At 54.0% G+C, this 12,758-nt stretch carries 10 protein-coding genes; all 10 read right to left on the bottom strand.

Translation table 11 applies throughout. From position 1 onward, the window contains the following. Positions 1-76: 76 nt before the first annotated feature. Entirely contained in the window at positions 77-2,011 is a 1,935-nt protein-coding gene (locus tag WS91_RS25745) for a capsular polysaccharide biosynthesis protein (protein WP_082717236.1), read from the bottom strand. Between the two features lie 31 nt (positions 2,012-2,042). Continuing rightward, positions 2,043-2,966, bottom strand: coding sequence for a D-glycero-beta-D-manno-heptose-7-phosphate kinase (rfaE1, locus tag WS91_RS25740; protein ID WP_082717237.1), 924 nt, complete (start codon positions 2,964-2,966; stop codon positions 2,043-2,045). Beyond that, the gene (locus WS91_RS25735; protein WP_059583459.1) at positions 2,963-4,117 is read right to left on the bottom strand and encodes a glycosyltransferase family 4 protein; all 1,155 of its coding nucleotides are present in this window, start codon (positions 4,115-4,117) and stop codon (positions 2,963-2,965) included. Before WS91_RS25735 ends, rfaE1 begins: the two co-directional genes overlap by 4 nt. A gap of 17 nt (positions 4,118-4,134) precedes the next feature. Then, the gene (locus WS91_RS25730; protein WP_059583462.1) at positions 4,135-5,283 is read right to left on the bottom strand and encodes a polysaccharide biosynthesis/export family protein; all 1,149 of its coding nucleotides are present in this window, start codon (positions 5,281-5,283) and stop codon (positions 4,135-4,137) included. Positions 5,284-5,310: 27 nt separating this feature from the next. Then, a complete protein-coding gene (locus tag WS91_RS34590) occupies positions 5,311-6,345 on the bottom strand; it encodes a methyltransferase domain-containing protein (protein ID WP_063889475.1) in 1,035 nt (344 codons plus the stop codon). A 151-nt stretch (positions 6,346-6,496) separates the two neighbouring features. Beyond that, complete coding sequence (locus tag WS91_RS34585; RefSeq protein ID WP_197419387.1) at positions 6,497-8,365, bottom strand: glycosyltransferase family 9 protein; 1,869 nt, start codon at positions 8,363-8,365, stop codon at positions 6,497-6,499. 89 nt (positions 8,366-8,454) lie between these two features. After that, on the bottom strand, positions 8,455-9,117 hold the full coding sequence (locus WS91_RS25725; RefSeq protein ID WP_059583655.1) for an ABC transporter ATP-binding protein: 663 nt from the start codon (positions 9,115-9,117) through the stop codon (positions 8,455-8,457). Positions 9,118-9,132: 15 nt separating this feature from the next. Further along, positions 9,133-9,936: an ABC transporter permease gene (locus tag WS91_RS25720; protein WP_063889476.1), complete on the bottom strand. Its 804-nt coding sequence runs from the start codon at positions 9,934-9,936 to the stop codon at positions 9,133-9,135. After that, on the bottom strand, positions 9,929-11,086 hold the full coding sequence (locus WS91_RS25715; RefSeq protein ID WP_226377196.1) for a hypothetical protein: 1,158 nt from the start codon (positions 11,084-11,086) through the stop codon (positions 9,929-9,931). The genes WS91_RS25720 and WS91_RS25715 overlap by 8 nt, the downstream gene beginning before the upstream one ends. A gap of 825 nt (positions 11,087-11,911) precedes the next feature. Continuing rightward, positions 11,912-12,709, bottom strand: coding sequence for an IS5 family transposase (locus WS91_RS25710; RefSeq protein ID WP_059583468.1), 798 nt, complete (start codon positions 12,707-12,709; stop codon positions 11,912-11,914). Positions 12,710-12,758 lie beyond the last annotated feature (49 nt).

Here is a 12,758-nt window from a genome sequence, read left to right as displayed (position 1 = left end):
TCACGAGCGGCCGCGCTCGATTGCCGCGCACCCGCTCCAGCGGCCGAGGTACCCAATGGCGTCCTTCAAAGAGCGCTTACCTTCTTTGCACCTGCCGCTGCCGGGCGACTGCCCAAAGCAAATGCTTGAGTACATTGCGGGTCCAGCGAAATGCTTTGCGAAGGGCTCGATGTGGATCGTCGCGCACATGCTCCAATGGCCGTGCCGCGAGCGGAGCCAGTTTCCGCACCACTGATTCGGGCGTAACATAAAGCTCAGTGCTCCAATTCCAGTAGATCGGATAACGTAACAGAACGCCGGCGACCAGCATCTCGAGTGTAAGCGTGCGCCGTCGCCACGGTATCGGCCGGATTGCATCCGACGTGAGTCCCCATCCAGCGTAAAAAGGCAAGCCGTATGTGAAGACTTTTTTTCCACGTAGTAGCGCATCGAAACCAGCGAGGGACGATAGCGTGTGCACTTCATCCGCGTACTCGATGAGCGAAAGCACATCAGCATCGGTGTCGACGACGTCGGCCAAGCGATACGCGTCAACGAGCCCGATTCGGTTGCCGGAAAGTACGTCCGGATGCGGTTTATACACAATGAATCCATCGGGATTACGCGCGCGCACTTCGCGAAGCAAGGCCTCGGCGGAACCGAACAGGCTCGTGCCGAAGCGGATCGACGCATCGTCGGCCACTTGACCGGGCACGAGCAATAGCGCTCTACCGGCTGGCGCGCGCCAATTCGGTTTCCGTCGGCCAAGGTTGTATTTCGTGACTCCCGAGCGCACGATCAACTCCCGCAGCGCTTCTGCACGCACGAGTTCAGCATTATCAAATTGCGTCTCATTGAGGATGTCCGTCAGATCGCTGGGCCCCCGTGCATCGAAATAGATACCGCGCCGGTCGATGACCTGACTCAGCGGCGCACTCATGTCCGAGCCCAGGCCCAGTGAGTGGAAAAAGCCATCTTCCATGCGAATGACGCGGGCACCTGGCGCAATGCTTTCGACATGTTTGCTGCCCCACAATGCAATCCACTCGTTCGGACTTACCGCGCGAGGCGAATGCGGCCAGCGCAACGTGCCCCCGCCGGCGCTGAGAAATGGTGTCGCAAATGGGCGCTTCCAAAGTTGAAAGCGCACGCCGGCGATATGAGCGTAATCGCTGAATCGGTCGCGGATCGCGTACTGCAACTCGATGCTGTCAAGCACTTGATCGAGGCTGCACGGTTCCTCACTGTCTGGGGCCATGTAGTGCGACAGCCGCAGATAGACGGCCTCGAACAGTGCGGCGAGAGTCGGACGCGCGCGGCGCTCGGGCAAAGGAATGTCATCCTGTGTCAGTCCCCAGCCCGCGTAAAAAGGCTTGCCGAAAACCCGCACTGGTATACCGGCAATCAGGGCCTCCAAACCCTCGAAAGCGTCGACCGTGTAGACATGGTCAATTTGGCTCAAGACGGAAAAGAAGTGGTATCCCTGTTCAATCTTGCGTGCGCGTTCGGGAAACCGCGGCGTGAGCTGCCACGCCCCGGACGCGTTGTCCGAAGATGGCCACAGCCACAGTTCTGCGTCAGGATGTTCGTCCCTCGCCGTGGAGAGCATTCGCAGAAATGTTGTGCTCCCCCCGAAGCCAGCGCATTTCCGCTGATCGATGAGCAGAATTCTGCGCATGCGTGGTACGACCGACAATCCTGCGGGACACCCGCGCCTTACAGTCCGCTCGCGTCCCGCTCCGGTGAGGACGAGACGCTTCATGAGCCGCACCACATCGGGCGATTCACCCAGCGCCCTGTCATGCGCGAAGAGCCGGTTTAGCGCGTCGCACATCGTTGTCTGGGGATTGCCGCGATAAGGCGGCGCGAACCACGACAACATCGGCACACCGGCCGCGCCTGTTGACCAGATGGGCCCTGGCATAATCACTACCGCGTCATCACGAACGATGCGCGCAAGCTTGAGCAGAAGCTTGCCGTGAAAGCGGTCCGTTCGGGTTGCGCAGCCTTGAACGCAAACTGGAATTTTCATGAAATCGACAACGCGCGTCGTGACGACACGTTCAGAATGCGTTGAGCTCCTCTAGTGAAATGGGGGCGGTACCTACCTTGCCGACAACGATACCTGCGGCGCGATTGGCCACGTGCGCCGCATCCTCCATGCCGCAGCCTGCTCCTAATGCGACAGCCATTGTTGCGATCACGGTATCGCCAGCGCCCGACACATCGTAGACTTCGCGGGCCTGTGCCGGGATACGAATGTGCCGGTCGTCGATGAATAGACTCATGCCTTCTTCCGATCGCGTGACGAGGAGGGCTTTGAAACCGAGCCGATCACGCAGAGCAAATGCCTTGCTTTCGAAGTCGGCCTCCGATGACGGCGTGCCGACAACCATCGCGAATTCCTCACGGTTCGGCGTGAGTAGCGTTGCTCCCTCGTATGGCGAATAATCCGCCCCTTTCGGATCGACGAGCACGATTTTTCCTTGCTTCCGAGCCATCTGCATCATCGTGCGCAAGTGTGCAAGTCCGCCTTTCCCATAATCGGAGAATACGACGACACTGTAACCATCCAACGCCGCTTCGAACGACGATATGAGCGGCAACAGCAATTCATGATCCGGCCGCTCTTCAAAGTCGGCACGCACGACTTGCTGACCCCGTGCGAGCAGACGAAGCTTGATAGTCGTTTGAAACCTTGAATCGCGATGAAAGCCGCATCTGATGTTCGATTTCTGGAGCAGTTCCACGAGGTCGTCTCCTGCCGCGTCCGCGCCGACTACCGACATGATCATGGTTTTTGCGCCGAGGTTGGCGACGTTGACAGCAACGTTGGCTGCACCGCCGGGCGTCGTACGAACGTCGCGGACGAGCACGACCGGTACCGGCGCTTCAGGTGAAATGCGCCGTGTGTCGCCGAACCAGTATCGATCGAGCATGACATCTCCTGCAACCAGAACCTTTGCTGATGAGAAGTTCGCGGTCATGAGGTCAACTCTGAAATAAGGTGTTCCGCAATCTCAAAATGTTGTTTCCACGTTGGCGCGTGGAATCCCGCCAATCGGGCGATCTGCGCTTTGCGTTCTCTGGAGTCGGAGCGCGTGTAAGCGTCAATGCGGTCCGTCCACGCCGGACCGTCGAGTGGGTCCAGATAGTCGGGAATCTCTCCCGAAATTTCTCGAAACACGTCGAGATTACTGGCAATCACCGGCACACTTGTCGATAGGGCCTCGATAAGTGGCATGCCGTATCCCTCGACTAATGACGGGAATACAAGCGCTTGTGCGTGATGCAGATATGTGGCTAAGCCCGTGTCATTGCAATGGGTGAGTTCGATGACCTTAGAATTCAGGTTTTCGCAACGGTCGAGCATGTCGATTGCGTTTTCGCATTCCCACCCGCGCCGTCCGATGATAACGAGCACCGGCGCGTGTTCTCCTAAGCGTTCGACCAACCGCTTCCAGACGTGGAGGAGAAACCAATGATTCTTTCGAGCCTCTATTGTGCCTAACATGACGAAGTATGACTCCGCCATCGGGCGAACCGCACTCGGCTTTGGCAGGCGCGCAGATGCCAGCGGCGCAACGGCGCAGCGCGGAACCGGCTTTTGGACCTTAGCCGCGTACTCTTCCAGTTCTCGTTGCGTCGCATGCGAGTTTAAAATGAGCCCGACTTTCGGCGATAGCATTGCCTCGAGTCGTCGCCGATGCACTACAGCTTCCCCTGGGCGGCAGTACTCGGGATGCGTGACGGGTATCAGGTCATGAAGAAACAGAACCAGCCTCCAATTGCGGCGCCTTGCCTGCTCGACATAGGTGGGCTGATCGAGCCCGCTATGGCCGGTATTGATCAATATTGACGCAGTGCTCCCGCGATCCCAATTACATACATACGCACTGCCCAGACAGCGACGAACCATACTGGTAAAACCGCTGTCGGAACAATGTAGGGAGTCGTACAGACGCTGAGATTGCCGCTCGTTCAAGACGACCCAGCGCCCCGCGAACCTCACCACAGCGCGCGAACGCGCGCGAAAATGTTCGACGTACTCCAGGCCTACCCGGTCGACGCCAGTCGGTAGCAATTTTTGAAGGCGGCGATCCACCAGCCTTGTCACATCAATCAATACTGTGTTCACGTGAACGCGTCTCCAAACTACCGTGCCGTATTGACCAGGCTGCTTACGGTGAAGATCGACGACGTCAATATGTTGAGAAACTTTTGCAGCTCGGCTGCGGGCGCGTTGGCCATATAGAGCACGTCCCTGTTGTTGATCGGAAAGTCCTGGGCGACCAGGAAGCTGCGAGGATCCTTCAAATCGAGTCGGTAGATAACGGGTATCTTGCCTTCAGCGGTATGTGGCCACGACTCGGCCCGTCCGCCAAGGGTACTGGGATCTTCGAAGCGAAATATGAAAAGCCCTTGCGCGTCTGCTCGCTGATCGTCCGATCCGCCGATTCGCCCAAGCGCTTGCGTCAGGCTGATTCCCTTCGCTTCAAATTCAACTTCCTGATTTTTGCCGGTCGCGCCGAGTGCGATGAAGCTCGACGACTGGTAGATAGCGGTTACGACGTCACCCGGCCGGAGCATGATGTTCTGATTCGGATTCCGGATGATCGAATCGAGCGGCATCGAATAGTGTTGTCCGCCCCTCGTGAGCTGAATCGTTATTTTGCTCACGGCCTGTTTTACGCCGCCCGCTGCTGCCAATGTATCCAGCAGTCGTTCTCCTTTGGCAGTCAGCGGCATGCGCGTACTTGCGTTGACTTCTCCAACGACGGTTACGTTCGAGCTGGTGTTTTTTGTGATTCTTACCAGCACTTGCGGCTGATGGGCTTTGCCGGTCAACCGTCGCGTGATCGCCTCCTCAATCTCGCGCGGAGTCTTGCTGGCGGCTTTCACAGACCCAGCGAAGGGCACGTTGATCGTGCCCTCTGCATTCACCATCTGCTCCGGAAAAGTCGTGGCCCGGCTCGCACCCATCTCGTCGCCCAGGCTGGCCGACAACTGGCCGAACAGCGTTGCGGGTGGTGCTTCCCAAATGGATACCTGGAGTACGTCGCCGGGGCCGACCAGATACTCGGCTACAGGTTGGCTGGGAAAAACCTGAGCGAAGGTCGTGTTCTTCCGTTCGCCGAGCAGGCGTTGGGTGACACTTTCGTTGATGTCGATGACGGGTATCGGGAGTGCCGCCTTCTGCTCAGTGATGTCCTTCTTGCTTGGTCCGGATGTCGGTAGCCAGGTTGGGGTAGTGCTGCAGCCTCCAGTCATCAATATCAGCACTGTAACGGCAATAGCCCGCATTGACGAAGTTGCCATAATTGCGATGTATCAGAGCGGCTTTTGGGCGAATAAACCGAAACAAGTAGACGGGAAGCCGTCGACAACAAGTTTCAAGTGCGGGTACTGGGGAAACTTTTGTGTGAGATATCCGGGGTCTCCTGGAAACGGCGGCACATCGAGAAACCAGTCTACCGGGTGGTCGCCGGTCTCGTAGGAAACAGGTGGAACGTCAAAGCCTTGTCGGGCAAGGCGCTCCCGAAGACGCTCGAAGTCGCTCCGCCTGAAAAGTACTGTGCCCCAGTTGTCGATAGTGTCGGAATCGCTCGCAAAGTTAAATTCTGTCGTGTGGACCGCAATACCTCCCGGCTTTAAAACTTTCAGCGAATTCTCAACAAACGACAACCCGCGCTCGATAGAGCCAAGATGCTCAAACGCGCACATAGACCAGCAGAAATCAAATTGTCCGTGCAGGGAAGACGGTATGTCGTTCATATCGACAAACTGAAGTGAAACGTGCTTGTCAAACGCGTTCCGTGACACCAAGTCCGGTTTCCAGAGAAGGTCCAAACTGGATGCGTGCTGCGCAGTGTCTTTCCAGCCAGAAGCCGCAGCCGCGTGTGGCATGAGGTCGGTAGCCACTACTTCGACACCCTTGCTGGCGAAGAGTGAAGGAAGCGGTTCTTCGCCACATGCAAAGCCAAGTCCCTTCACGCCGTGTCGCAGAAGATCGAATGAGTGCAGCGCTGATACGACATACGCGAGTTCCCAGACCTTTCTGTGAAGAATTGGTTCGATATGTAGTTCTTGGCAAACTGAACGAAACCAGATTTGATCGAAATCTTTCAGTTCCGTTGCTTTCCAGTTCCTAGGGAATGGGGATGCGTCGACGCTAATTGATTTGCGCGAAGAATCCTTCTCCAGAAGGAGTCGTGCAAGTAGATACCCATAAACCTTTAAATTCCATCGAATTGCAAGGTCATTTCGCGTTATTTCGGCTAGCGAATTTATGTTGGGCTGCCCGTTTCGGGTGACGAGCATTACCAATTCTCTTAGCTGGGTTTCGTCAAGGCTCTTGTCTGTCATGGATAATGATTCTCAATTTCAAATTAAAGAAGTAAATCTGATGCGTGGTCAAGTAATTTCGGTCACTTGAGAATTTGATTGTTCAACGGACGATTGATTTATAAATGTGTAGTCATCGATGCTCGAGTGGTTTCGCAATATGTATGTACTTTTATTCTCGGCCATAGAGAATCCAGTTCCGAATATGAGTCAATACATTAGTTCTCGGATTTGGCCGATCGAAGTTTGCTTTTAGGGCCGTTAAAATCTGTTCTGTAGCGATGGAGCGCAAACATATACTCTCGCGGCCCCTCGTTAGATGACAAGGCTTGTGTTCGTTGCGCCAACACGGGGAACACGGGAATTCCGATTTCTTGGGGGTTATGTATTTTACATGAGGATAATGACGACAGAAAACGCGCCCGCTCGTAGGGCCGAAGATTGCGACAGTTTTGACGTCCAGCGCAGCGGATAGATGAACGAACGATGAGTCTACGGCAACAAGTCGCTGGCACTTGGTAAGTAGGGCTACGCTTTTCCTTAATGGCATTAATATCTTATGAATATTGTAAGAAACGTAACCAGAGATGGTTTCATGGTGAAAAATCAGAACGCAATGATCCTGGCTCAAGCGCTTTGCCAAGTTTTCCATATCCGGCCAATTCTTGTAGCTGTCAACGGAAAAGGGCTGAATTCCTACGACGGGCAGGCCATCAGGGTTAATTTGACTCAGATACAACGTAGCCCATTCCGTTTCTTCGGTTGTAACTTGATAGGACGGCAAAAAACCAACCGAGCGTCTGACATATGATTTTGATACACCCATGGCGCGTGCAAAAATTTCAATGCGACTACTCCGAACGTTCGGGTATTGTCTTGCCTCGATGCGTCCCGCCGGGCAATCCGTAAGGTTGATCCAGCGGTTATACTGTGCTAAGTCCACGTTGTCGCTGTTTACATCAATAATTCGTACCCCTTTGAGTCCCTCGAAGATCGGGTGAAACGATTTCGGCACGGCAAAATCGATCTGTGCTCTGGGATATCTTTTAACGAGAGCTCGAAGACCCGCAGTCATCATGACCACGTCCCCGATTCCACCCATGGCCCGCGTGATCAAAACTCGGCGTTTCGGCTTTGATGCAAGGAGGGGAATATGCCACCGCCAGCCGGTCTGGTCAGTCCTATGCTGAACACCGGTCGGCCCGGACATCGACGACGATCTGAACGAATGAAGCAGATGTAACACACCCAAATAGATGCCCCATAGAGGCTTATGAGCGCGGAGAGGTCGCAACACCGGATTGGAGCCTGCGAGCCTCGCGACATTAGCTAGGAGAAATGGCAGGCGGTAATGTAATGGAACTTCGTTGCGAAGGGAGGCGCGAAAGGCGCCCCGGTAGGTCTTAACGATTTGCGAAATAAAGTCGATGCGAAGCTGTTCGTTCGAATGGATGCTGCAAATTCCCTTCCAGAGGACAGTTTTGTATTCGTCGAGGTGGTTGCTTGCCGCAAGGATATACATTAATTTTTGGTACAGCTTCGGTAATTCCCGACGGTTAGGCAATAGGTAAGGCTTGCGTACTAACCTTAATGCAACCTCCGATGCATGTTCATGCCGCCCAGCTATCGCGTCGAGATATGCGCGATGTAAGCTGATCGATTGAGCAATGCGAGGAAATTTCACCGCACCCGTTCGTAGTGCGATATCGACGACAGCACTCGCTTCGGGCAAGTAATTGCGGTCAGTGAATGCGCCGGCAAGTTGGTTGAGGCCTCGAAACCATTCCTCACTGTAGCCGATAAGACCTTGAGATAGGCACGACAGGTCACTCAGTAAATCTTTTGTGAATTCGTTTGCTTTTGCAAAATCTAGTTGTAGCAAATCTGTCAAGTGCTGGTCAACGCAGCATGTGACAGAAAAGAAAATGTAACGGTCGTGCAGAGCTTGCCTACGCTCTTGCTTATTTAATTTCAGCCACGCATGAAAAACGGGCGCATGGTGATTTTCGTAGGCTATTCCGCTTAGATCGAGCGTGATCATCGAGTCGATCGTCTCGTTCCCTCGCTCATTCCCGGACGTAATGGGTAGGCTTGCGACTACCACTGATGTTGATGTAGTCATTGTCGTAATTACCCTAGTCCGAGGATATGCTGGCTGTAGTGCTCATATGCATCGGATACATCGTCGAAGCGTATGATCGTACCCTGGTCGAGAACGGCGGCGCTGTTGCAGAATTTCATAATAAATCCGACATCGTGAGAAACGATGATGAATGCTCGATCTTTGCGTTTTTCGAACAGCTCATGAACGCACTTCTCATGAAATCTGGCATCACCAACTGCAATAATTTCGTCAATTAAATAGCAATCGAATTCGATGGCGAGTGAGAGTGCAAACGCAAGGCGCGCTTGCATACCGCTTGAATATGTTTTGACTGGCTCGCGCAAATACTTGCCAAGCTCCGCAAATTCCTCTACAAAGCCGCGAATTGATTCATGATCGATGTTATAAATTCGAGAGATAAAACGAAGATTGTCGAGGCCGGTCAAGCTTCCCTGAAAGCCGCCTGCAAAAGCCAGGGGCCAGGATACGGCCATCTCTCGCTGAATCAAGCCGCTGTCAGGAGATTCCTGGCCGCTGATCAAGCGGATGAGCGTCGATTTGCCGGCCCCGTTTTTCCCGAATATGCCTATTTTTTCGCTGCGTTCAATAGTTAAACTTATTCTGTTGAGCACCGTATGGCTACCGGTCCTTGACTTATATCGCTTCGTAACGTTTCGCAGGGAGAGCATCTTGACGCCCATAAGCTATGTGAGCATCTTCATGCGTCGGTCACCCATCAATAAAAGTGCGACGAGAGTCATAGAGAGGCAGAAAAGGAATGTATAAGAAACGCTGAAATGAAAGCGATTCGAATTTCCCCAGTAGCCAGCACGCATCATTTCAACCGCGTTCGTCATAGGAAACCACAATACCACATTCTGAAATGTTTGTGGCAGCCAGTCGACCATAAAGAAAGTGCCACTTACCGCCAGTAAAAAATAGCTGCCGGGGTGCCACAATCGTTCGACCAAATCGCTATGCTCGCTGAGGCAGCCTAGAATTATTCCGAGACATGCGCTAAACCAGCATAAAAAAAACCAGCCGATGACGATCAAAGACAGATCAGCCGGAAAGCTCATCAAATCGATCCCAATCATTACTACGATCAAAAGCACGAGCGATGCTGTAACGCCAGCCACTTCCAGCAGCATCCGAGCAAAAAAAATGTCCTGGATTTTCACTGGCCTATGGTGTAGCAGGCTGCGATTCGGCTCGATTGCTTTTAGCCCGCGGAACGAGCAAGTTCGCCACAAAAGCAGACTAGAATAGCCAGTCACGACAAACGGCGTAACCGGGACACGGAAGCCGTGCATGCTGTGTGTAATGTTCCAGAGAATGACGACACCCACCGTAAAGATGATGGGCTCCAGTAACAACCAAAGAAAACCGATATTGTGGCGACCGTAACGCGTGATAATCTCACGCATTAGCAGTGCGCCGATCACACGCAATTGAATCCTTAATGCGGACCGGATCGATTGGCGCTCACGTTCGCGACCGTTATTCATGGTGCTCGTTGATGCCGTGAACCAAGAGCATCAATATCCCCCAAATTATCAATGAGATAACCAAGGTAATAACGATATTGGTGAGGCGTCGGGGTTCGAGAGATGCATCTGGAAAGCTGGGGCGCGCAATTCTCTCAAGATAAAGTTGCTTGCGTTGCGCTTCGTTGCGAGCCTGCTCGAGCGTACTCATGGCGCTGGCCAACATCTTGTCCGCAAACTCCTTGTCAAGTTCCAAACGTTGATATTCGGACGCTTTGCTTGCCAGCGACCGGTCTGACGCTCCGGCGATGCGTGCTGATTCAGTGTTGATGGCTTCAGTGAGCAACTGTGCTCGTTGCCTAAAAGCGGGGAGCTGCGGGCTATCTTTGGCAAGTTTCTCTAGTAGGGAAATCTGCGCCTTGGTAGAGATCAGTTCATCTTGCAGTTTTGCGACTTGCTGGAGGGGGATGCCCGATTGCTTTTCGGGGTCCATGACGCCTTGCTTGTCTCGATAGTGAGCCAAGGCTACCGCAGCGGCCTTCGATCTTGCCTCTGCCCCTGTGACTTCTCCAGAGGCGAACCGAATCATGTCAAGGCGTGCGCGCTCGTTTAGCTTGTTGACGAGTGCTTCGCTCATCTCAAGCAAGCGCTCATTTAACGCATGCGCGTCTTTGGCCGTAAAGGCGCGTGCTTTCAAGGTCAAGATCGAAGAGGTCGATTCGACTTGTACATCGACCATCTTTTGGTAATAGCGATAGAACTTCTCGTAGCTATCGTTTCGGCCGAACGCGTCGAAGCGGCTCACGATGTCGACAGACGGTGCACCGAAGGCGGCCTTGATATGTAGATCCCGATCTGCCGAGATGAGCGCATCACGAGAAAGAATGAACTCCTGGATCGTATAGGCGTCATCCTGCGATCGGCTGAAACCTGCCTGGCTTAGAAAGAAACCAAACGGTGATATGCCTTGACGGTCAGGGCTGCGAACCAAAAATTTGGCCTCGGAGACATAGATGTTTGACGCGATCAGGCCATAATAGATGATGGAAACTATGGTCGGCAGTACGACGAGGATCAGAAACAGGGTATTTACTCTACTGATCATGCCAAGAGTGTGTTGCAGTTTTATGAAGCTTGCTCGAGACCGCTTCAGGAGGATCTGATTTTCCAAAGCTCTTTCCAGTTTTAACTGAAGATGCTGCAAATATATTAGCTAGGTACCCATCCGTTCGCTACGCTCCAGCGCTGCAAAGCAGGTATTCCGTGGAGGCCGTCCGTCTTTGCGTGGACATTGTGCTTTCAATGCCTTCAGCCACCCGGCTATCCGAGGTGTGGGCGAGACGTTGGGCGCAGGATGTGCGCAGCTAGCCATAGGTCGGACGGATCAAATGCTAGATCGACGATGGCCTCGATCTGCGAGTCGACTCGGCTTTTCCAGGAGCGTTTGGTGCAGCAACAGCATCCTGAATGCGGTAGGCCCAGTCGCAGGGCAAGACTGCCAGAGGGCGGAGTTGTCTGACGTCGTCGAGTTGGTTGGGCAATTCAAGCATATCGACCTTGGTGCGGGCAACTTTCTGTACCTCGGGCATAGCGATCTCCTGACAGTTTCGCCGCACGTTTTGTCGCGAAGGGCATAGCTGAAGCGGCAATGCGTGCCAGTGCGACAAACTAACACTAACAATTTGCCGGATTGTGTAGACAAATCCGGCGCACCCCAAACGAAGACTTCCAATGTGCGCGCTGCTGCAATCTTTTCCATGCCGGCCCATCGGAAAGGAAAGAGTTGCGTCTCGAAGAGAAGCAGTATAAACACGAAAATTATGTAATCGGCAAGCTTCTTCATGCAGTTTCGGCGGTTCGCATTATGAATTTCATACGCTGGACTGGCTACTGTTGATCTATACTCCGTACGAACCCGCGCGCACTGGCGGCGTCTTCAAGTCCAGGAGCGCCGTTGCTGGAGCAGCTGTTCTTCCTTAGAGCGTGTTATGCACTTTCAAAAATACGGAACGGTATGAGTCAGCATCAAAGTGACGAAGACAACGAAATGCAATCCGGCGAGGGTTTCGGGCAAGCGCTCGTAGTCGCGCGCGAGCCTGCGAAAACGGTTGACCCAGCCGAAGCTACGTTCGACCACCCAGCGCCGTGGCAGAAGCACGAAGCCCTTCTTCGCCTCGGACAATTTGATGACCTGCAACTCTATGCCTTCGTCACGTGCTGCCTGCGCCGCGTGTTCGCCGGTATAGCCTTGGTCAGCAAAAGCGAGCTTCACCGTCTGGCCCGTAGCCTGCTGAACCTGCCGCGCCAGTTGTTGCACCTGAGTGCGCTCCTGCTCGTTAGCCGGCGTGATGTGCACCGCCAGCAGATGGCCCAAGGTGTCGACAGCCATGTGCACTTTGCTACCGCGTTTGCGTTTGTAGCCGTCATATCCCGCGCGCGGACCGCTCTCGCACGTCGATTGCAACGTCCGCCCATCGAGAATCACCGCGCTGGGTTGGCCCTGACGTCCATGTGCCAGACGAATGATCGAACGCAGATCGTCTGTCATCGCCTCAAAGCAGCCTGTGCGCAGCCATCGTTGGGTTTGCTGGTACACGGCCTCCCACGGCGGGAAGTTCGTCGGCAACAGCCGCCACGGTGCGCCTGCACGGGCCAACCAGCGCAACGCGTTGTAAAGCTCGCGCAATTCATATTGCCGTTGTGGGGCCTCTTCCTTCATCAGCGTCAGATACGGCACGACGAAGCTCCATTCTTCGTCCGTTACGTCACTTGGGTAGGGTCTGCGTTTTTCCATCTCCCTTGGACGGTGGCGCCGATGAAAAGTGCATAACACGCTCTAGGGA

It is taken from the genome of Burkholderia sp. MSMB1498, assembly GCF_001526245.1.
GTDB lineage: Bacteria > Pseudomonadota > Gammaproteobacteria > Burkholderiales > Burkholderiaceae > Burkholderia > Burkholderia savannae.
This window is presented reverse-complemented; position numbering and strand designations above follow the sequence as displayed.